Here is a 20,745-nt window from a genome sequence, read left to right as displayed (position 1 = left end):
CAACCCTTGGCGCTTTGGTTGCTGCGACCTACAGCGAGCGAAATAGCAGTAAACAAGCGTTAGTTTTAGACGCGCTTTATCGAGTAATCGCTAGAGTGATTTATCAGAAGTCAGCAGACGGCATAGTAGCCAAACGCCCATCGTAATGGAGGGGACACGGTGAAGGCCTGAACATCTTAACCAGAGGAGACACTACAAATGAACTTGAATTCACATAGATCACCGTGTTGTGATAGTGATGAACAGCGTTCGACTGTGAATAATACCTCGAATGAATATAACCAAATAGATCATGACCTTATGGCAAAGGTACTAAGCAACCACAATATTAGCGCAGCATGGCAACATGTTAAGCGCAATAAAGGGGCTGCGGGTATTGATAATATGAGTATTGAGGAATTTAATGACTTCGCTAAGTTACATTGGCTGGGTATTAAACAACAATTACTTAACGGCAGTTATCAACCCTTGCCAGTCAAACGCGTGATGATACCTAAACCTGATGGCGGTGAGCGAATGCTTGGGATCCCTGCTGTTATCGACAGAGTGATCCAACAAGCCATTGCTCAAGTGATCAGCCCTTACTTTGAGCCTCAATTTTCACCACATAGTTATGGTTATCGCCCTCATAAAAGAGCCAGTCAAGCAGTGAACCATGTTCAGTCTTGTGTTAAACAAGGTTATAAAACAGCGGTTGATATCGACTTGTCTAAGTTCTTTGATGAAGTAGACCATGACATGCTGATGAATCGTGTTGGCCGTAAAATCAAAGACAAAGCACTCATGCGCCTACTCGGTAAATACTTACGAGCGGGGATCGCAGAGCGCGAAACAGGTCTGTGGTTTGAGTCAACCAAAGGAGTCCCTCAAGGTGGGCCATTATCCCCTTTGCTTTCCAACATCTTACTCGATGAATTAGATAAGAAGCTAACCTACAAACACCTTAAGTTTGCACGTTACGCTGATGACATAATCATTTTAGTAAAAACGAAAAGCGAAGGATTAATAATCCAGCGGGAAATTACTGCGTTCATCACTAAGCGATTAAAGCTCAAAGTGAACGAATCGAAAAGTCGAGTGGGTCCAGTATCAGGCTCAAAATTTCTCGGGTTCACATTCCGTTACGGTCAAGTGCAGATCCACGAACAGGCGCTAAAGAAATTCAAAGCAAATGTCAGGGAACTCACTAACCGCAACTGGGGGATCTCAATGACCCTACAAATTCATAAACTCACGCAGTATTTGCGCGGCTGGGGACACTACTACCTGATAGCCAACGCTTATCAGCTAACGGTGGATTTAGATCATTGGATCCGACGTAGGATAAGAATGTGCTACTGGCGGCAATGGCGTAAACCTCGCACCAAAGTACGCAGTTTAATGAAATTGGGTGTTAGCGAACGACTCGCCATAGCCTGTGGTATCACCAGTAAAGGCCCTTGTAGAAGCTCAAAAACAAAAGGTATTAACATTGCGCTAGGCAATAACTACTTAGCTTCACAAGGTTTAGTGTCATTGAGGGATATTTGGATCAATATTCATTACGGGAGATGAACCGCCCATTGCGGACCCGCATGATGGGTGGTGTGGGGGCTGGAGGTTAGAGACCTCCGGCTACCCGATTAGACATCATTTACCAACTGACTTGATGATCTCGCCTTTCACAAAGCGAATAAATTCTTCCAAGTGATCTGCGCGTGAGGCCAAGTGATCTTCTTTTTGTCCCAGATAAGCTTGCTTAGCTTCAAGTAAGACGGGCTGATACTGGGCAGGTAGGCGTTTTATTGCCCAGTCGGCAGCGACATCCTTCGGCGCGATTTTGCCGGTTATTGCGCTGTACCAAATGCGGGACAACGTAAGCACTACATTTCGCTCATCGCCGGCCCAGTCGGGCTGCGAGTTCCATAGCTTCAAGGTTTCCCTCAGCGCCTCGAATAGATCCTGTTCAGGAACCGGGTCAAAGAATTCCTCCGCTGCCGGACCTACCAAGGCAACGCTATGTTCTCTTGCTTTTGTAAGCAGGATAGCTAGATCAATGTCGATCATGGCTGGCTCGAAGATACCCGCAAGAATGTCATTGCGCTGCCATTCTCCAAATTGCAGCTCGCGCTTAGCCGGATAACGCCACGGGATGATGTCGTCATGCACGACAAGGGTGACTTCTATAGCGCGGAGCGTCTCGCTCTCGCCAGGGAAAGCCGAAGCCTCCATAAGATCATTGAGCAATGCTCGCCGCGTCGTTTCATCAAGCTTTACGGCCACAGTAACCAACAAATCAATATCGCTGTATGGCTTCAGGCCGCCATCCACTGCGGAGCCGTACAAATGCACGGCCAGCAACGTTGATTCCAGATGGCGCTCAATGACGCTTAGCACCTCTGATAGTTGGTTCGAAATTTCGATGGTCACCGCTTCCCTCATGATGTCTAACGGGCGAGGTAAGCCGACCGCAGAATGCGGGTCGGCTTGACCGAAATGTTAGAACCAGAAGCCAAAACGGATAACTTGAATTTGGCGACGGGCGCTAACCGTGAAAAAACGCTGCGCCACCGAGGCGGCACAGCACTGCAAAAACGATAGCTGCTTGCGCTTGCTACGCAAGGGCTAGAGGCCAAAAAGACTGAAAACCTGCGCAGCCCATGCAGGCGAAGCCCGGAAAAAAGGCAAAACAGGCACTGAATAACGCCTGAAAAGCTAAATGCCGTTTGAATAAACATGAGCTAAATAAAGCTGGGTTTAAGTGGTGCTAACGTTGGACGTAACGAGAGCCGGAGCGCAGCGGAGGGAACCAAAATGCGCAGCATTTTGGCGTCCCGTTGACGGAATGGTTAGCCGTTTCGACGCGCATAAACGGAGTGGGTGTACGGAATTACAGCTTGAATGGTTTCGGTTGAGACAAGCTCGAATTCTGTTTCGTTGAGCATTGGGAAGAAGGCGTCACCCTCGAAGGTTTGATGTACCTCAGATAGAAACACGCCGTGGGCGTGAGGTAGTGCCAGAGTGTATATCTCAGCTCCGCCCGCGACGTAGAGTTCATTGCCGAGTTCGGATGCCAAAGCGATAGCGTGCGACAGCGTTGAAACAACTACGCAGCCAGTGGCGCGGTAGTTAGCTTGGCGTGAGATTACCAATGTGTGACGGTTCGGTAGAGGCTTGCCGATAGACTCAAAGGTCTTTCGCCCCATGACAACGACTTTTCCCTCAGTGAGTCTGCGAAAAATCTTCTGCTCACCCGGAATTTTCCAGGGGATATTAGGACCATTGCCAATAACCCGATTGGCTCCCATCGCAGCAACGAGATAAATGCGTACTGATTCCGAGTTCATATGGCTAACTTTGTTTTAGGGCGACTGCCCTGCTGCGTAACATCGTTGCTGCTCCATAACATCAAACATCGACCCACGGCGTAACGCGCTTGCTGCTTGGATGCCCGAGGCATAGACTGTACAAAAAAACAGTCATAACAAGCCATGAAAACCGCCACTGCGCCGTTACCACCGCTGCGTTCGGTCAAGGTTCTGGACCAGTTGCGTGAGCGCATACGCTACTTGCATTACAGCTTACCAACCGAACAGGCTTATGTCCACTGGGTTCGTGCCTTCATCCGTTTCCACGGTGTGCGTCACCCGGCAACCTTGGGCAGCAGCGAAGTCGAGGCATTTCTGTCCTGGCTGGCGAACGAGCGCAAGGTTTCGGTCTCCACGCATCGTCAGGCATTGGCGGCCTTGCTGTTCTTCTACGGCAAGGTGCTGTGCACGGATCTGCCCTGGCTTCAGGAGATCGGAAGACCTCGGCCGTCGCGGCGCTTGCCGGTGGTGCTGACCCCGGATGAAGTGGTTCGCATCCTCGGTTTTCTGGAAGGCGAGCATCGTTTGTTCGCCCAGCTTCTGTATGGAACGGGCATGCGGATCAGTGAGGGTTTGCAACTGCGGGTCAAGGATCTGGATTTCGATCACGGCACGATCATCGTGCGGGAGGGCAAGGGCTCCAAGGATCGGGCCTTGATGTTACCCGAGAGCTTGGCACCCAGCCTGCGCGAGCAGCTGTCGCGTGCACGGGCATGGTGGCTGAAGGACCAGGCCGAGGGCCGCAGCGGCGTTGCGCTTCCCGACGCCCTTGAGCGGAAGTATCCGCGCGCCGGGCATTCCTGGCCGTGGTTCTGGGTTTTTGCGCAGCACACGCATTCGACCGATCCACGGAGCGGTGTCGTGCGTCGCCATCACATGTATGACCAGACCTTTCAGCGCGCCTTCAAACGTGCCGTAGAACAAGCAGGCATCACGAAGCCCGCCACACCGCACACCCTCCGCCACTCGTTCGCGACGGCCTTGCTCCGCAGGGCACTGTTGCAAAGTTAGCGATGAGGCAGCCTTTTGTCTTATTCAAAGGCCTTACATTTCAAAAACTCTGCTTACCAGGCGCATTTCGCCCAGGGGATCACCATAATAAAATGCTGAGGCCTGGCCTTTGCGTAGTGCACGCATCACCTCAATACCTTTGATGGTGGCGTAAGCCGTCTTCATGGATTTAAATCCCAGCGTGGCGCCGATTATCCGTTTCAGTTTGCCATGATCGCATTCAATCACGTTGTTCCGGTACTTAATCTGTCGGTGTTCAACGTCAGACGGGCACCGGCCTTCGCGTTTGAGCAGAGCAAGCGCGCGACCATAGGCGGGCGCTTTATCCGTGTTGATGAATCGCGGGATCTGCCACTTCTTCACGTTGTTGAGGATTTTACCCAGAAACCGGTATGCAGCTTTGCTGTTACGACGGGAGGAGAGATAAAAATCGACAGTGCGGCCCCGGCTGTCGACGGCCCGGTACAGATACGCCCAGCGGCCATTGACCTTCACGTAGGTTTCATCCATGTGCCACGGGCAAAGATCGGAAGGGTTACGCCAGTACCAGCGCAGCCGTTTTTCCATTTCAGGCGCATAACGCTGAACCCAGCGGTAAATCGTGGAGTGATCGACATTCACTCCGCGTTCAGCCAGCATCTCCTGCAGCTCACGGTAACTGATGCCGTATTTGCAGTACCAGCGTACGGCCCACAGAATGATGTCACGCTGAAAATGCCGGCCTTTGAATGGGTTCATGTGCAGCTCCATCAGCAAAAGGGGATGATAAGTTTATCACCACCGACTATTTGCAACAGTGCCACTTCGACGACTACCTGCTGCCGGCCGAGAAGTTCGCCGCACTCAAGCGCGAGCAGGCCCTGCCCCTGGCGATCAACCCGAACAGCGACCAGTACCTGGAAGAGCGTTTGCAGCTGCTGGACGAGCAGTTGGCCACCGTCACCCGCCTGGCCAAGGACAACGAGCTGCCCGATGCCATCCTCACCGAGTCAGGGCTGAAAATCACCCCGCTGGATGCGGCGGTGCCGGATCGGGCGCAGGCGCTGATCGACCAAACCAGCCAGTTACTGCCGCGCATCAAGATCACCGAACTGCTGATGGACGTGGACGACTGGACGGGCTTCAGCCGCCACTTCACCCACTTGAAGGACGGGGCCGAGGCCAAAGACAGGACGTTGCTGCTGTCCGCAATCCTCGGTGATGCGATCAACCTCGGGCTGACCAAGATGGCCGAGTCGAGCCCCGGCCTGACCTACGCCAAGCTGTCCTGGCTGCAAGCCTGGCACATCCGCGACGAAACCTATTCGGCGGCCTTGGCCGAGCTGGTCAACCACCAGTATCGCCACGCCTTTGCCGCCCACTGGGGCGACGGCACGACCTCATCCTCCGATGGCCAGCGCTTCCGCGCGGGTGGCCGGGGCGAGAGCACCGGGCACGTCAACCCGAAGTACGGTAGCGAGCCGGGACGGCTGTTCTATACCCATATCTCCGACCAGTACGCGCCGTTCAGCACCCGCGTGGTGAATGTCGGCGTCCGCGATTCCACCTATGTGCTCGACGGCCTGCTGTACCACGAGTCCGACCTGCGGATCGAGGAGCACTACACCGACACGGCCGGCTTCACCGATCACGTCTTTGCCCTGATGCACCTGCTAGGCTTCCGCTTCGCGCCGCGCATCCGCGACCTCGGCGAAACCAAGCTGTACGTGCCGCAGGGCGTGCAAGCCTACCCGACGTTGCGCCCGCTGATCGGCGGCACCCTGAACATCAAGCACGTGCGTGCCCACTGGGACGACATCCTGCGCCTGGCCAGCTCGATCAAGCAGGGCACCGTCACCGCCTCGCTGATGCTGCGCAAGCTCGGCAGCTACCCGCGCCAGAACGGACTGGCCGTGGCCCTGCGCGAGCTGGGCCGGATCGAGCGCACGCTGTTCATCCTGGACTGGCTGCAAAGTGTTGAACTGCGCCGCCGCGTGCATGCCGGCCTGAACAAAGGTGAGGCGCGCAACTCGCTGGCCAGGGCGGTGTTCTTCAACCGCCTTGGGGAAATCAGGGATCGGAGCTTCGAGCAGCAGCGCTACCGGGCCAGCGGCCTCAACCTGGTGACGGCGGCTATCGTGCTGTGGAACACGGTGTACCTGGAACGCGCCACCCAGGGGTTGGTCGAGGCCGGCAAGCCGGTGGACGGCGAGCTGCTGCAATTCCTGTCGCCGCTGGGCTGGGAGCACATCAACCTAACCGGCGATTACGTCTGGCGGCAGAGCCGCAGACTGGAAGACGGGAAGTTTCGGCCCTTACGGATGCCCGGAAAACCTTAGCGTACGATTTTTTCCGAATTCTGCGGGCTCCCCTAAAATGAATATAAATAGACAGAATAGGGTTATTTATGGATTTATATCACTTTACAGCAATTCCTATGTTGCATTCCATACTTGCATCTGAAGGCCTGAGAGAAGGATATCTAACGTTGTATGATGGAACAATTTTGTATAATAAAGTATGGTTAACGACATCTCCATTACCATATGGTCACGGATTATGTAACGGTACTGAAAAATTAAGTGAATCAGAAAAATCATTTATGCGAAGAGTCGGTAATATATCTGAGTCTACGTCTATAAATGGAACACATAATAAAAAGTTAATAAGGTTAAAAATAGATACTGAATGGATAAAAAAGCAGCCTGGATTTTGCTCATATAAAAAGCTAATGCGTGACCTTGGACAACCTAAAGCTTATGTTAAGTACGTAGGTGCAATGGGGGTTGAGGGGGCAAGGGGGATGACCGATGAGCAGATAAGTAAAATTATGCGAAAAGGTAACACAAAAGAAGATACCTGGTATATCTTTAATGGGGTCATCCCACCTTCAAAAATAGTCTCTGTTGAATATATGGAAACTAAAGATAAATATATACCATATGATTTTGAATTGCATGGAAGGGGATATATAGAAAACTCCGGCATTTATCCGATTTCGAGTTTATTATTATCTGATCTGAATCATACAATGCGAAATATTACATTTTTACCAGGTTCTGTCATAGCGTTTTGTCATAAAGCAAATTCAGAAGAAAATATTTTATTCAGACATGTATTATTCACATGTTCAATCTCCTTGAGAAATTTTTCAGTACTGATAGCAACAGGTGATGAGACATCTTTCTATATTCATCTGGATGTATTAAAAAGTTGGACTCAAAAAAACAGTAAAGTACTATGCCAACTTTTTGAAAAAGCACGTGAAAGTTACCACAGATACTATGGTTAGAAACCACTGCGGGGAGAACATCAGTGGCACAAAACTAGACCGCCCGGAACCGGGACGCTTACTGATGGACAGTCATCGCAATGATATCTTGCTGGTTGAGCAGATAGAACAACACGAGTGTGGATTGTCATTCTTGATGTGCCCATATCATGGCAGCCTCTGTCAGGCTCTCTATAAGGGGTCAGTTTGGATATAGAGAATTATTGTACGGCAAGCCTGTTTTTTGAACAGGCTTGCCTGTCGCGTGACGAGTAAACAACAGCTGGCTGGCCAGCGGCTTTCCGTTTTATCCCGACAAAAAAGCTCAATGGCGCGGATTTTTTGTTTTTCAGTAAACATGTTTCATCTCCTGAGAGTCCAGGAAATCGTCCGCATCCCCATTACCGTCTTATATCACTGGCGCTGACAAAGACGCAGAGGCCATCAGTCTGACATTTGCGTCTTTTATCCAGGCATTCAGCCGCCAGGCCCACTCTCCGGTCGTGGCCGCCTTAAGGACGGTTCCGTTCTTCAGCTAAGAATACGCTCATAGCGCGAACGAAACGCTTTTTCTCCCCCCTCCATTTGACGGCATATCAGTGCCTTCATCGGAGCTTCCTGCAGTGCACCGCAGAGTCCTGGATACAGGCCTGTGCGATCGTGCTGCATACTGATAACATATTCTGCATCGCCGTTAACCACTATAGGGGCAGAGTGCGACACGATAATCAGCTGCCGGCGTTTCTTGTTCGACATGATGGCAGGGATCACGCTCATGCTCAGCATCAGGCAGTCCAGGTCATCCTCCGGTTGATCCAGTAGTAGAGGATCGGTGCCATAGGATAAGAGGAACTGCAGCATACTCGCTCCCTTTTGCCCCGGAGAAGCAAAGGCAATGTCTTCCATCTGCCCCCCGGGGGTCTGGTAACGTATGTGGATGCCGTCATCAGGATACCAGCATTGCAGGGCATCCAGCTGCTGGTCATTCAGACTCCTGAGACGATTCCGGAAAGAACCATGAAGCCCCGCCCCAGCCTCTGAATTATCCAGCCGGATGCTGTGATGCAGCGCTTTCAGCTCGTCCAGCGCCCTGTATTTTTTCTCTGTTGCGGCAGGCAACGGGCTGAACGGACGTTCACTGATAAAGTCGCTCAGTAATCCGCTCCCGTCACTGTTATCGTAGATACGTTCGGCAAAATTACTGATGCCGGTAACCGTCTGGTAACCAGATATAACATCTTCATAAGGGGCGCAGAGGGGAAGAATTTTGATTTCCAGAGCGCTGAGCGACAGGGAGGAGAGAAACGCCTTCCGGTTATCTGTCAATGCCATTCTGTGGGCACGCATTTCAGCCAGCAACTGCTCAGACCGTGCAACAGAGGCAGAGATCGCCCCATCAAGACCGTCGTAATTTCTCAGCTCATTTTTCAGTGACTCACAGCGTGCCATCAGTTCGTTGAGAACATCGGGATTAAGCCCTCTGGCCCGCAGGGAAACAGCTTCACTTTCTACATTTGTTTCCTGGTCACTCACTGCTGTTCGGAGGGCAATAAAAGATTGCTCTCTCCTGATACCCGCGAGCTCTGCAGCATATTCTGCCAGGAGAGTATTGAGCCGCTGGTCATACTGCTGTTGCACAGATGACAGGCGCGCCATAAATGCCATCAGCAGACCGGAAGGTTCCGGCGGGATATCGGATCTCTGCAGCGGTTCTTCTGCCAGAGCCTGAATGGCTGCAATACGCCGCTCAAAGTGCTCCAGGGGTAAGGTTGCTGCGGACAGCTCGTTTCTGGCGAGGGCCAGCTGTCTGCAAACCGGATAATAGGCGCTTGACTGCAGCTGACTGACGGCACGTTCAGCATCCGATAATTCCCCCCGCAGCGAATCCGCACTTCCCTGTCTGGCACGCAGGCCCCGCAACGTGATTTGTTCATTCAGATATTCCCTTTCCAGCTGATCCCAGCGCTCTTTCCAGGCCCGTTTGTTAACCACCGGGCTCTCATCACAGACGCGCAGGAATGCACCAGTATCCGAAGCCAGCTCATAGAGCATTTTCTGGCTGTAAATCGAGAGTGGAAAACGGTCAGCCGACCAGTGACTGTCAGGCATCCATTCTCCGTCACTGAAGATATGTAATTCATGCTTACTGTCTGGTCGCCAACTGAGCCGGAAATCTGTGCCTTCTTTGTGGAAAATACATTCGATGAAGGAATCCGCTTCCATCCCCGTCCGAATGAACTGGTCCAGCTTACTCCCCTGGGTCGCAGTGAGACCTTCTGTTTTGCGCATTGCAAGACGAATGCTTTCAATGAGCGTGGACTTCCCGCTGCCTCTTGAGCCGATTACAGCGTTATAGAACGGGCTGAATTCCACCGAGGCCGAATCCTGACCCACAGGATGGCAGTGGCGGGTTCTGAATTTCAGGCTGCGCAAATATGACGCAGGTTCCTCCGGAGGGAGCTGATCAAACAGCACACAGTTTTCCGGATCGAGCAGTGCATGCCTGAGTCCGTCAAAATCAGGGGATGACATTTTCAGCCAGCAGGTTCGCATGCCGGCTTGTTCAGGATGGTGCGCATCAGAGCCCCGTAGCCACGGTAAATTATCAATCAGCCGCCGGCGGGTTCCGTCGGTGATATCCTCCACCCGGTGTCGAATCTCAACGGCATGGGGACTTTCCTGAAAGGCTGCGGTGAGCTCTGCCTGATTAGTCAGACTTAAGACACCTTTGGCTGCATCAATGTGCGCAAGAATACAAACAGCCTTCGGATTACGGCGGATATTACTGATGATGCCGGCGGGGCCCAGTTGAAGAACGAGCTGATGGTTAGGGACTTCACTCGGAATGGGGCTATTATTATTGCACTGGGCCAGAAGCCTTTCCACATCGGCACTTGTACTGTGCGTGTGCAGCACAGCCAGAATATGTACGTTACCGGTCGCTGTCAGTTCAACCCCCGGAAAGAGTGTCAGTGGCCGAAATTCCGGCAGGTCGCCGGTGCTGGCGTCCCGGGACATATTCTCCAGCTCACCCTTCAACACGTCGACCCAGGCTCCGCTGTTATGATCGCTGATTACAACACAATCGACATGCTGTTTCATATAAGCCAGAAGCCACTCTCTGGGGCTGATGTCAGGAATTTTGTAATCATGCGAAGCCGGAGTATGGTTATGAAAATCAAATTTATACCAGCGCGAACCTACCATAACAGTTCCTTTTCTAGGGTATTTCTGAAGTCCCTCACTATAAAAGCTTTCAGGCTATCTGTCCTGACCTAATCCCAATAGATGTAACAGTCTTATAGCTAGATCCGGTTAAATGTATAACCGGAAGCAAGAGATTCCCCTTAAGACTCACGATATAATTCTTTCGGAGATGTCAAGCGTCCCCGGCAAAGACTCAATGATTACGGCGTTACATTGATGTGTTAATGTTCTGCTCACCACATAATAGATTCGCTGGTCCACGGTGAATCTACAGTACCAGTCCATCAAGGATGATAATTTCCATGACCGAACCATTAAACCTGCGGACCGACGTTGTCAGGCAGCACACAGTCCCCCGTTTTTTACTGAAGCACTTCAGCAAGCCGGTAAAGGGAAAACGCCAGCGTTTACACGCCTTTGATAAGGCTGCCGGGCGTGCTTATGCCACCACGCCGGATGACGCCACCGTCCGGAATACGTTCTACAACTTCGATAATCACCCTCAACGATTCAGTCTTGAACCGTTGTTGGGGATTTACGAACATGACGCGGCACCGGTCATTGCCGGCCTACTGGAGCATAAGGACATTCGCCGGCTGACTGAAGATGACCGCTACAAGCTGGCCGTGTTTGTTGCCGTGCAGCGCGCACGTACCTTCGGTGAGCTGGAACGTATCTCAGGCATGATTTCGGTGCTGACTGATAAGCTGGCGGCAATGGGCGTGACTGAGGAGCAGGCAGGAGAAACTCTGGGTTTATCGCCCGGGGGCGATACCAGAGACATTTTTCTGCGGCAGCTTGTCCAGCAGGTGTCGCATATTAAACACCTGCTAAGTAAGGACTGGTACCTCCTGGAAACCAGGCCAGAACATCCGTTCTATGTGTCAGACAATCCGGTGGTACTGGAGAACCGCAATGACTTCGGTGTGTACGGTAATATCGGCCTAGCCGTGCCCGGCATACAAATCTATCTGCCCCTGTCATCGACGCTGATGCTGGCCATGTATTGCCCTTCCATCCGTGAACAGAAAGTTCGTGAAAAGCAGCATCTCCTTCATCTTATTGCCAGAGCGCCGGATCTAATCCCGCGTCACATGCGCCCGTTTGAAATGCTCGAGCATGTCAACAGGCATACGGACTATCTTCTTATGCCACTTTCTGCAGAAAATGTGATGCATTATAACGCGCTGCAGGTGGAGTATGCTGAACAGTACGTGTTCTGCGGTGAAAACGATTTTTCTCTGGCTGAAAGAATGCTGGCTGCAGATGACCGTTACCGGACCGGGCCGCGGTTTACATTTTAGGGCAACTTCCGGTCAGCGCAGTGCCGCAAAATGCCGATGTCCGTTCCCTGCAGGACATTGTATAAATGTAACTCTGTCATACACGTTCGTAAGCGGCCCTCACGGCCCGGCTGCGGGTAAATTCTTCAACCGCGTACAGCAATTTTCATTGCTGACAGACCGTATAGCCTTGCAGGACAGGAGGTACTGGAGAATATCTGGTCCCTCTAATGCGGGAATTCATTTTATTCATCTTTAATTTGTGGATTCACAATGAGGTAACTTGTGCCGTATTCATCGTTCATTTCTATGGCATCAAATCCAAGATAAGCGGCTACACGACCACGCAGGCGTTGCAATTCCCATGAGTATGCTCCATTAATATCGCTGCCGAGGCGTGGCGAGAGAATATCTGCGAAATCTTCGATATCTGAATTGTTATCCCACATGACGCGATCAGCTATTTCCTCTACGTCAGCAGTATCCAGTTCGTTATGTAAGAAGGCATAAACCTCTTGAAAACGAGCATCAAGATCGCTGGATTTAGCTATTTTATCATCATCAACATGGTATATGAATACGGTGTTTCCGTGACTGGCGGCAATATCGCGCTCTGGGCTGGCAAACAACCCATCAAAAACGTTATTGCCAGACATTGCGAACTCACCAAGTTTGATTATTGGTATAAGTGCCGTGAAATAATTTCATAATAACGACGCTGTATTTATTTTATGTAATAATTGCCAATAAAATAACTTGATTAAGTTCCCTTTATCCAGCCTGATAGTGGATAAAGGGAACTCAATAATAATTGAATTAATTTATTAGCTTCATCGCATTTTTTTTGGTCTCTTCATCACTTTTTTGCTCTTGTTGTGAAGAGGATTGAGTGACTATTGAAGAATTAAAATCGGCCATCTCTTTTGGAAATAGCGATCTCAATATATTTACGATATCTGAAAATGTGGTTTCTTTCGTCAGCAGTTCACATAAAAGGAAAGGGGCCCTGGGATCTTGTCTGTATAAGGCCAGACCTGCCGTCAGTGCAGCCCGGTTAAGGCGGCTGCGTTCCCCTTGCGGGATACTGTCCAGTGTCTCACAAACAATTTTATCTGTTTGATTTACATCTGGATTTAGCTTAAAGGCAATGGTTCTGCGCTTGTCCATCATTAATTACCTATGAGATACATACCGTTAACTAAATCATATTGAGAGTTATTGGTTTTAAAAAAACGTTCATCACGAATCTGTGTGTGTTTTTTTACTGCATCGCATATTAATTCTGCGCCACCGCCTATAACCATAACATGAGTATAACCAGAAAATTCATTGAGCGTATTTAATACACGTTGCTCAAGTTTACGAAGTGCTTCATTCATTGCTTCGGTGACTATTGATATTTTGTTCTCATCATTAATTCGTTGCTTCAGATAGTTATTATCTTTTCTGTGAATGATTATATCGTCAGCAAGATAGCTACTTCCTTTTGTTCTCGCAAGAGAAAGGGCATCTTTTACTGCAGATGTAACCAGAGAGACACCAAGAGATGAGTCTCCGTATATTTTACTGATCCCCGATAATTTCCCCATTACCTGAGAAATATCTAATGTGGTGCCCCCGAGATCTATAATTAATAAAGAATCTAACTCATCCAGTTCTTGTAGAACTTCATAACCTGCCGGTATAGATTCAGGCATGACTTTTACATCTTTTATTGTGAATGTATCCCCGCCATTTAATGTAATTTTTTTCCGGAAGTTTGCTTTCTTACGCTCAATATTTTCCGTATTGGGTTGGTTATTTCTGTCGTAATACTCTGTCAGAGGAAGTGTGCAAACAATATCCACTTCGCTTACCGGCAGACCACTGGTCAGTAAGGCGTGATGCACTGCAACGACATTAACGTCGCTGTATTGCCATGCGATATTGGTTGTGACTACAGCATCCGGGCTGATTGGATCAAATGAATACTGTTCGCCGTTCAGTGTGTAGTTAAAGACCTTTTTATCACCAAAAGAGACTGCCCACTCGCGTTTGAAGCTGTTCGGGCTAATGTGCTGTTTAATTGTTCCGTCGTTTTCCTGCCACTGTAGTTTGATGTTTGTTGAACCGTCATCAATGAATACCAACATTTATAAAACTCCTTATGGTGTTTTTGTGGTGTGCTTTTGGGGTTGTTTTGGGTTTTAAATGGGGTCGTTTGTCAAGTTTACCCCATTTTGACTATCAGTCAATGATTGTTTGTATTGTTTTTGGGTTTATTATGGTGTGTTTTGGGTTGTTTTTGGGTTTTATTTGGCGGGTAACAAAAGATGTCGCTGTGCTTCTCTTTTTACTGCGCCGGCTGACGCGGCGCGGCAGGAACGCTGCCTGTGGTCAGTGTCCCGCGTCCGGCCGGGCACGGGACGGGCGCTTTTACCGCTCCTGGCTGGCGTCGGTGACAGTGTACGCCAGCCTGTCGCCCTTTTCTGATGAATGCCCTTCAAGCCGCTTTCGCGGCATATCCTCGCCGTCAGAAAGACGACGGCTGCGGTATTCCACGGTCGGCCTGACCCGTTACCGGACGCGGTGAACAGCCCACAGGCAGCGGAGAACGGGCGCCACAGGGGCGCCCTCCCGGTGCCCTCTGTAAGAGGAGGAGTGCTGTTATGTCCCGTTTTATCCTGGGTGACTGCGTGCGTGTTATGGCCACGATTCCTGATAACGCCATTGATTTCATCTTAACCGACCCACCATATCTCGTTGGTTTTCGTGACCGTTCCGGGCGCACCATTGCCGGTGACGTTAACGATGACTGGCTGCAACCTGCCAGTAATGAGATGTACCGCGTACTAAAAAAAGATGCGCTGATGGTGAGTTTCTATGGCTGGAACCGTATTGACCGCTTTATGGCAGCCTGGAAACGCGCCGGATTCAGCGTTGTAGGGCACCTTGTGTTCACCAAAAGCTACACATCCAAATCTGCGTATGTCGCGTACCGTCACGAATGCGCCTATATCCTGGCAAAAGGCCGTCCGGCGCTGCCTCCGAAGCCATTACCCGACGTGCTGGGCTGGAAATATTCGGGCAACCGCCATCACCCGACGGAAAAGCCTGTTACCAGCCTGCAACCGCTGATTGAGAGCTTCACACACCCGAACGCAATTGTGCTAGACCCGTTTGCTGGCAGCGGCTCAACCTGTGTGGCTGCCCTTCAGTCCGGACGCCGGTATATCGGTATCGAGCTGCTTGAACAGTATCACCGTGCCGGACAGCAACGACTGGCCACCGTGCAACGGGCCATGCAGCAGGGGGCCGCGAATGATAACTGGTTTGAACCGGAGGCTGCGTAAATGAACTATGCCGGACACGAAAACCTTCGTGCTGAAGTGGCGGAGGTGGCCAATGCCATGTGTGACCTTCGGGCCAGGCTGAACGATATGGAGCATCGCTGTCGCTTTGATTCCGATGTGCTCGTCGAACGCCTGGCACGCCAGACGCTGTATCGCGCCAATCGCCTGTTCATGGAGGCATATACCGAAATTCTTGAACTGGATGCGTGCTTCAAAGATTAAGGGGGAGACGAAATGTACGGAACATGCGAAACGCTCTGCCGGGAGCTGGAAGCAAAGTATCCGGGAGACACGCCGCTGATGCTGGTTATCTGGTCTCCGGAAGAGATTCAGGCACTGGCTGACGGTATGGAAATTTCTCTGACCGATCATGAAATCAGGGCCGTCCTGGCGCGCATGGAGGACATCCCGGAAGACCAGAGGACTGAATCCGGTATTTCTTCCGCCGCGGTGATGGAGATTATCAGCAACGTGAGCGAAAACCGCCAGGTGACCGTCCCTGCTGAACTGCTGGCGTCCCTGATTCAGACCGCTGAACAGGCACTGTGGAAACGTGAGTGGGCCGCCCGTGATAACGGCCTCGTCGTCCCGGAATGCGTCACCCGCCGACAGGCGGTGGTTAATCAGGCCCGCGCCCTGCTGAAAAACAACACACGCGAAAACGACTGATGTTATCGCCGCCTGCGGGCGGCGATTCAGGGAGACCATGAATCATGAACGAAACGCTGAATGCACTGATTTGTCGCCACGCCCGTAACCTGCTGCTGGCGCAGGGCTGGCCGGAAGAGACGGATGTTGACCAGCGAAATCCGAACCATCCGGGCTGGATCAGCATTTACGTGCGGCTGGATGCGCCCCGGCTGGCGACGTTACTTATCAACCGTCACGGCGGCGTACTGCCGCCGCACCTGGCCTCTGCCATTCAGAAACTGACCGGAACCGGGGCGGAACTTGTTCTGTCCGGCAGTCAGTGGCAGTCGCTGCCGGTACTTCCGGCAGACGGAACGCAGGTGTCTTTCCCGTATGCCGGTGAGTGGCTGGCAGAAGACGAAATCAGGGCTGTACTTGCGGCGGTGCGCGATGCAATACGAAGCATCTGTTACCAGGTGGCAGACGATGCGCGGCGTATCCGGGCGGCGCTGACCACCACCGGTCAGACGTTGCTGACCCGCCAGACGCGCCGCTTTCGTCTGGTTGTGAAGGAAAGCGATCACCCCTGCTGGCTCGATGAAGATGACGAAAACCTGCCCGTGGTGCTCGATGCCATCGTGAACCGGGGAGCACGTTTTTCGTCGGTGGAAATGTACCTGGTCAGCGATTGTATTGAGCATATCCTGTCCAGTGGGCTGGCCTGCGATGTGCTGCGTATACCGGATGAACCGCCCCGCCGCTGGTTTGACCGTGGTGTTCTGCGGGAGGTGGTCCGGGAAGCCCGGGTAGAAATCCGCAGCATGGCGGATGCCCTGGCAAAAATCAGGGACTAAGGAAGTCGCCGCCGGCTCCGCTTTACCCGGCCATGCGGGGCATGGCCTTGTGGGTTTTCAGTTATGTGGCCGCTGTGTCGTGTGCGGGCTGTGCCGTGCCTCCATCTTAGTCGGGCTGGCAGGGATGCAAGGGTACGCTTCGCCGCTGCGGTCACCCGGTCCCTCCTTCCCGTCTGCCGTGATTTTCCGGTCGTTCACCCGCTCAGATTTCGCGGTCTCACCCTCCAACTCCCGCCAGCCGTGTGCGTCAGGCTGCGGCTTCCCTTGCGCCCTGTGCATCCCCGCCTTATCGCCCGGCTTTTATGGAGGCACGGCACCGCCCGGTGTCGCGGAATATGTGAATAACGGAGGAAAACATCATGCAATATGCGAAACCTGTCACTCTGAATGTTGAAGAGTGCGACCGTCTCTCCTTTCTGCCTTACCTGTTTGGCAACGATTTTCTGTATGCCGAGGCGTATGTGTACGCGCTGGCGAAAAAAATGATGCCGGAGTATCAGGGAGGCTTCTGGCACTTCATCCGCCTGCCGGACGGTGGCGGTTACATGATGCCGGATGGCGACCGTTTCCACATGGTGAACGGTGCAAACTGGTTTGACCGTACCGTGAGTGCTGATGCCGCAGGCATCATCCTTACCTCCCTTGTGATTAACCGCCAGTTGTGGCTGTACCACGACAGCGGGGATGCAGGACTGACCCAGCTTTACCGGATGCGCGATGCGCAGTTGTGGCGTCACATCGAATTTCACCCTGAATGCAACGCGATTTACGCAGCACTGGACTGATTAACGGACGGGGCGGCAATGCCGCCCCTGTAAAGGAGACGAGAACATGTACTGTACTGTTAAAGAAATCATCCGCGATGTACTGGATACAGACGTGCCGGACAGTGAATGCGTTTTTGCCGTGGTGCTGACCCGAGGGGATGTGCGTCACATAGCCCAGGACTGGAACCTGTCAGACGATGAGCTGGAAACCGTCATGCAGCGACTGGACGATGCCTTTGAGCATGGTGCGGATGTCAGCGTTGTTCACGGCGTTGTTCGTGAACTGATGGAAGAAAAGCGCGCCAGCCGTCAGGTGACAGTCCCGGCGGTGATGCTGGAAAAAGTGATGGCGCTGGCAGGCAGTGAAATGAAGCGCCTGTATGCCGTCGGGAGTGAGAACGGGGGCGACGGTGACGCATTCGTCAGGGAGGAACGCGAAGCAATGGACGTTGTGTTACAGGCGCTGGACGGGGAGACGATGTCATGAATATCAGCACAGAAACCCGCGGAATTCTGCGTAATTACAGGGCCGTGATTAATGCGCGGCGTCGTGAAATGGGGCAGAAACCGCTCACCACCGCGCAGATTGTTGATGAAATCTGCGATTTTGTGGTGAATCAGCAGGCGGTTTTCCTGGGCGGTCACTACATCTTACAGGGTAGCAGAAACAGGTGATACAGGGGCAGGCGGTGGAGGCCGCCTGTCAGTCCGCGCGAAAACCCCTGGCAGGCTGACGCCTGCCGGAAGGGAAGCGGGCCACGCTGGCGCGTCGCCCGTTACCCTTCCCGTCTGTGATGTGTCTGACTCAGGAGTGTTTCTTTCTTATGTTATGGAACTGTTCCTGATGTTGTTGTTCCTTTATCTGCTGCTCTGATTCTGACTACTGCAGTGTTGTTCTGTCTGCCGGGTCGGGTAGCAGCGGCACATTGCTGCGCCGCCGCCCCCTAAGAACGGAGCGTGCGAGTTTCCCCGCACTCCGCTCAAGCCTTTATAAGTGCTTTCGGTGAGCACCGGCTTCCCTGCTGTGTAACTGTCGGTGGCAGTTCGGATGTAACAACTCGAGATTGGTCAGTTCGTCACTGCCGCCCATAACTTTCCTGATCCGGTGATGTATATTCCATCCGGTCTGGTTGGTTATGGGTTGTCCGCACTGCGGACAGTGTTTCCCCTGCCTCTTCCAGAGTTGAACTACTGTCTTCATCTTCTTTGATTTGCCTTTCCAGATTAGATCCAGACGACGTTCAAAGTAGATTTCCATTCCGGGGGTGTATGGTGTTGCTTCGCCTTTGATTTTTATATGGCGCTTTATCGGTGTTTCCATTGCCCGGAAGAGAGTCAGAATTTTCCCTTCCGGGGTTATGGCTTTAAAGATCCAGCGCCTGCCTTCAAAGGAGAAGTATCGTCCGGCGATCCACCGCAATCCTTTTCGGGGGTGCCTTCTTACACACCATCGCCATATAGCTCGCCAGATTTGGGTGTCGACATAATTAAATGTTTCTTTCGCCACGACGTGTCGGTGATAGGTAGCCCATCCCCGGATTACCGGGTTTAGCTGGCCTATCAGTTTCCATGCCGGGAGCGTCGGATTGCGTTTAATTATTTCTCTGACTTTACAGAGGAAGTTCTTCAGGTTTTTCTTCGACGGTTTAATCAGCATTTTACCGTTGTACTTCCTGACGTTCTGCCCTAAAAAGTCGAAGCCTTTATCTATATGTGTAATCGCGGTTTTTTCTTCCGACAGTTCCAGCCCTCGTTCGCGCATGAAAGCTGCAATCAGTGGTCTGACCTCATTTTCCAGCAATTCACGGGAGCTGCCTGAACAGATGAAATCATCAGCATATCTCACATAATTCACCTGGTGCTTTGCACTGTGATAACCACTTTTCCTGAACGTTTGCATCAGTTCCTTCTCCAGTCCGTCCAGAGCCATGTTGGCGAGAACAGGGGATATGATGCCTCCCTGCGGTGTCCCGCTGTTCGTATGGTTAAACACGCCTCTTTCCATGTAACCTGCTTTCAACCATTTTTTAAGCAGTCTCCTGTCCATCGGAATATGGGAAAGCAGCCAGTCATGGCTGATGTTATCGAAACACCCTTTAATATCGCCCTCCAGTATCCATTTGGGCGATACTTTCTGGCTCATCCGCAGAAAAATGGACTCAATGGCGTCATGCGTGCTGCGCATTGGTCTGAAACCATAGCTGTTATGGTCAGCAGTGGTCTCGGATACGGGTTCCAGAGCCAGCAGCCACAGTGCCTGCATGGCCCGGTCCCTCATTGTGGGTATGCCCAGCGGTCGCGTTTTGCCGTTTGATTTTGGGATATGTATTCGCCGTAGTGGCTGTGGCCTGTAACCACACAGATTCAGGCTGCATATTCCTTCCCATTTCTCCTTCGGTGTGTGCCATATTTTTCCGTCAATACCGGGTGTCCTTTTACCGGTATTTTCAGTTACACGCCTGACAGCCACGGCTTTGCCGGAGAATGAGCGGGTGAGGATGCGCTGTAGTTCTCTGACCTGCCGCCATTGTTGCTGTCGGGTTGCCTTTGCAATCCGTAACTGTAGCTTTCGCACCCGGGCATGGCATGCTTTCCAGTCTATGGTGTGCCAGCCTGTCGGGTGGGGTATCGTGGACACACTGATGTGTGTATTCATCTCGCTGATATCCTTTTGACTGCTTTACAGCTTTTCATGCAATTAAAGACCAGACGGAAGTCTGCCCGCTTTCGCGTCGGGGAACCTGCCCCGTATCCCGGTCATTACAACCGGGCATTTGCTTTTTCCGTCCTCCTCTGCCCGCACCGCCTACAGTGTTCCTTACGGTTCACCTGCCTGTAAGGCAGCGATACGGGTTTACCAGGTTCCGCTTAACATACAGAGGGTCAGGGCGGGTTCTGTCTCTTCACCGGGGGTCTCTGCGCCCATGTGCTCCCTGTGCGCGAGGTAGCAACCGGACCCCGTACCTTTTGGTTCAGGCCTGTCAGCATCTTTGGCCTGTTGCCGATAACGGTGTTTATCAACAGTTCACATGTGTTAACCCTTCTGACCAGCCTTGCTCTCCTG

General features: G+C 51.9%; 20 protein-coding genes and 4 pseudogenes. 14 read left to right on the top strand and 10 right to left on the bottom strand.

All coding sequences use genetic code 11. The annotated features are described in order from the left end of the window. The first annotated feature begins 198 nt into the window (after window positions 1–198). Window positions 199–1,554, top strand: coding sequence for a group II intron reverse transcriptase/maturase (gene ltrA / locus ACQG19_RS26910; RefSeq protein WP_015613264.1), 1,356 nt, complete (start codon window positions 199–201; stop codon window positions 1,552–1,554). Between the two features lie 75 nt (window positions 1,555–1,629). Here the strand turns inward: ltrA (ACQG19_RS26910) and ACQG19_RS26905 are convergent, their stop codons facing one another. The 3 genes from ACQG19_RS26905 to dfrA12 form a co-directional block, all read right to left on the bottom strand. Beyond that, a complete protein-coding gene (locus tag ACQG19_RS26905; RefSeq protein WP_001206356.1) occupies window positions 1,630–2,421 on the bottom strand; it encodes an ANT(3'')-Ia family aminoglycoside nucleotidyltransferase AadA2 in 792 nt (263 codons plus the stop codon). 5 nt (window positions 2,422–2,426) lie between these two features. Then, the gene (locus tag ACQG19_RS26900) at window positions 2,427–2,717 is read right to left on the bottom strand and encodes a DUF1010 domain-containing protein (RefSeq protein WP_001336345.1); all 291 of its coding nucleotides are present in this window, start codon (window positions 2,715–2,717) and stop codon (window positions 2,427–2,429) included. A gap of 111 nt (window positions 2,718–2,828) precedes the next feature. Beyond that, window positions 2,829–3,326, bottom strand: coding sequence for a trimethoprim-resistant dihydrofolate reductase DfrA12 (dfrA12, locus tag ACQG19_RS26895; RefSeq protein WP_001083725.1), 498 nt, complete (start codon window positions 3,324–3,326; stop codon window positions 2,829–2,831). A 144-nt stretch (window positions 3,327–3,470) separates the two neighbouring features. Between dfrA12 and intI1 the strand changes: the two are divergent. Then, window positions 3,471–4,337, top strand: a pseudogene (gene intI1 / locus ACQG19_RS26890) (class 1 integron integrase IntI1); the annotation flags it as partial. 54 nt (window positions 4,338–4,391) lie between these two features. Here intI1 and ACQG19_RS26885 read toward each other — a convergent pair. After that, window positions 4,392–5,096 (bottom strand): IS6-like element IS26 family transposase, encoded by a 705-nt coding sequence (locus ACQG19_RS26885; protein WP_001067855.1) that lies wholly within the window; start codon window positions 5,094–5,096, stop codon window positions 4,392–4,394. Window positions 5,097–5,161: 65 nt separating this feature from the next. Here ACQG19_RS26885 and ACQG19_RS26880 point away from each other — a divergent pair. The 3 genes and pseudogenes from ACQG19_RS26880 to ACQG19_RS26870 form a co-directional block, all read left to right on the top strand. Further along, window positions 5,162–6,676 (top strand): annotated as a pseudogene (locus ACQG19_RS26880) (Tn3-like element TnAs1 family transposase); the annotation flags it as partial. A 68-nt stretch (window positions 6,677–6,744) separates the two neighbouring features. Continuing rightward, on the top strand, window positions 6,745–7,629 hold the full coding sequence (locus ACQG19_RS26875) for a hypothetical protein (protein ID WP_001345827.1): 885 nt from the start codon (window positions 6,745–6,747) through the stop codon (window positions 7,627–7,629). Then, window positions 7,625–7,794: pseudogene (locus tag ACQG19_RS26870) on the top strand (recombinase family protein); the annotation flags it as partial. The gene ACQG19_RS26875 and the pseudogene ACQG19_RS26870, both read left to right, overlap by 5 nt. A gap of 6 nt (window positions 7,795–7,800) precedes the next feature. Here ACQG19_RS26870 and ACQG19_RS26865 read toward each other — a convergent pair. Together ACQG19_RS26865 and ppl are read right to left on the bottom strand one after the other, a co-directional pair. Further along, window positions 7,801–7,968, bottom strand: a complete 168-nt coding sequence (locus tag ACQG19_RS26865) for a hypothetical protein (RefSeq protein WP_001430249.1) — start codon at window positions 7,966–7,968, stop codon at window positions 7,801–7,803. Window positions 7,969–8,139: 171 nt separating this feature from the next. Next, window positions 8,140–10,815 (bottom strand): anti-phage protein Ppl, encoded by a 2,676-nt coding sequence (ppl, locus tag ACQG19_RS26860; RefSeq protein ID WP_015059139.1) that lies wholly within the window; start codon window positions 10,813–10,815, stop codon window positions 8,140–8,142. A 302-nt stretch (window positions 10,816–11,117) separates the two neighbouring features. Between ppl and ACQG19_RS26855 the strand changes: the two genes are divergently transcribed. Continuing rightward, window positions 11,118–12,119: a DUF4238 domain-containing protein gene (locus tag ACQG19_RS26855; protein WP_000138753.1), complete on the top strand. Its 1,002-nt coding sequence runs from the start codon at window positions 11,118–11,120 to the stop codon at window positions 12,117–12,119. 224 nt (window positions 12,120–12,343) lie between these two features. Here ACQG19_RS26855 and ACQG19_RS26850 read toward each other — a convergent pair whose 3' ends face one another. From ACQG19_RS26850 to parM, 3 genes are all read right to left on the bottom strand, one after another. After that, complete coding sequence (locus tag ACQG19_RS26850; RefSeq protein WP_001430251.1) at window positions 12,344–12,754, bottom strand: hypothetical protein; 411 nt, start codon at window positions 12,752–12,754, stop codon at window positions 12,344–12,346. A 160-nt stretch (window positions 12,755–12,914) separates the two neighbouring features. Then, a complete protein-coding gene (locus tag ACQG19_RS26845; protein WP_001430247.1) occupies window positions 12,915–13,265 on the bottom strand; it encodes a plasmid partitioning/stability family protein in 351 nt (116 codons plus the stop codon). Window positions 13,266–13,267: 2 nt separating this feature from the next. Beyond that, window positions 13,268–14,230 (bottom strand): plasmid segregation protein ParM, encoded by a 963-nt coding sequence (gene parM, locus ACQG19_RS26840; protein ID WP_000959875.1) that lies wholly within the window; start codon window positions 14,228–14,230, stop codon window positions 13,268–13,270. A 131-nt stretch (window positions 14,231–14,361) separates the two neighbouring features. Between parM and ACQG19_RS26835 the strand changes: the two genes are divergently transcribed. From ACQG19_RS26835 to ACQG19_RS26800, 8 genes and pseudogenes are all read left to right on the top strand, one after another. Continuing rightward, the gene (locus tag ACQG19_RS26835; protein ID WP_039021875.1) at window positions 14,362–14,670 is read left to right on the top strand and encodes a hypothetical protein; all 309 of its coding nucleotides are present in this window, start codon (window positions 14,362–14,364) and stop codon (window positions 14,668–14,670) included. A 76-nt stretch (window positions 14,671–14,746) separates the two neighbouring features. Beyond that, complete coding sequence (locus tag ACQG19_RS26830; RefSeq protein ID WP_000085889.1) at window positions 14,747–15,430, top strand: DNA methylase; 684 nt, start codon at window positions 14,747–14,749, stop codon at window positions 15,428–15,430. Further along, window positions 15,431–15,652: a hypothetical protein gene (locus tag ACQG19_RS26825; protein WP_001104902.1), complete on the top strand. Its 222-nt coding sequence runs from the start codon at window positions 15,431–15,433 to the stop codon at window positions 15,650–15,652. Beyond that, window positions 15,546–16,099: pseudogene (locus ACQG19_RS26820) on the top strand (DUF1380 family protein). Before ACQG19_RS26825 ends, ACQG19_RS26820 begins: the two are co-directional and overlap by 107 nt. 44 nt (window positions 16,100–16,143) lie before the next feature. Then, window positions 16,144–16,914, top strand: a complete 771-nt coding sequence (locus ACQG19_RS26815) for a hypothetical protein (RefSeq protein WP_001006207.1) — start codon at window positions 16,144–16,146, stop codon at window positions 16,912–16,914. A gap of 359 nt (window positions 16,915–17,273) precedes the next feature. Beyond that, the gene (locus ACQG19_RS26810; RefSeq protein ID WP_001470882.1) at window positions 17,274–17,699 is read left to right on the top strand and encodes an antirestriction protein; all 426 of its coding nucleotides are present in this window, start codon (window positions 17,274–17,276) and stop codon (window positions 17,697–17,699) included. A gap of 46 nt (window positions 17,700–17,745) precedes the next feature. Further along, window positions 17,746–18,168 carry a DUF1380 family protein gene (locus ACQG19_RS26805; protein ID WP_000271684.1) on the top strand — a complete coding sequence of 141 codons (423 nt, stop codon included), beginning with the start codon at window positions 17,746–17,748 and terminating at the stop codon, window positions 18,166–18,168. Next, complete coding sequence (locus ACQG19_RS26800; RefSeq protein WP_039021874.1) at window positions 18,165–18,356, top strand: hypothetical protein; 192 nt, start codon at window positions 18,165–18,167, stop codon at window positions 18,354–18,356. The genes ACQG19_RS26805 and ACQG19_RS26800 overlap by 4 nt, the downstream gene beginning before the upstream one ends. A 313-nt stretch (window positions 18,357–18,669) precedes the next feature. Here ACQG19_RS26800 and ltrA (ACQG19_RS26795) read toward each other — a convergent pair whose 3' ends face one another. Next, window positions 18,670–20,337, bottom strand: a complete 1,668-nt coding sequence (gene ltrA, locus ACQG19_RS26795) for a group II intron reverse transcriptase/maturase (RefSeq protein ID WP_012372796.1) — start codon at window positions 20,335–20,337, stop codon at window positions 18,670–18,672. Between the last annotated feature and the right edge of the window lie 408 nt (window positions 20,338–20,745).

Origin of the sequence: Enterobacter cloacae complex sp. 277I4 (genome assembly GCF_050031465.1) — a bacterium.
Classification (GTDB): Bacteria; Pseudomonadota; Gammaproteobacteria; order Enterobacterales; family Enterobacteriaceae; genus Enterobacter; species Enterobacter cloacae.
Note: the sequence above shows the minus strand (reverse complement) of the source record. Positions and strands in the feature narration are given on the sequence as shown.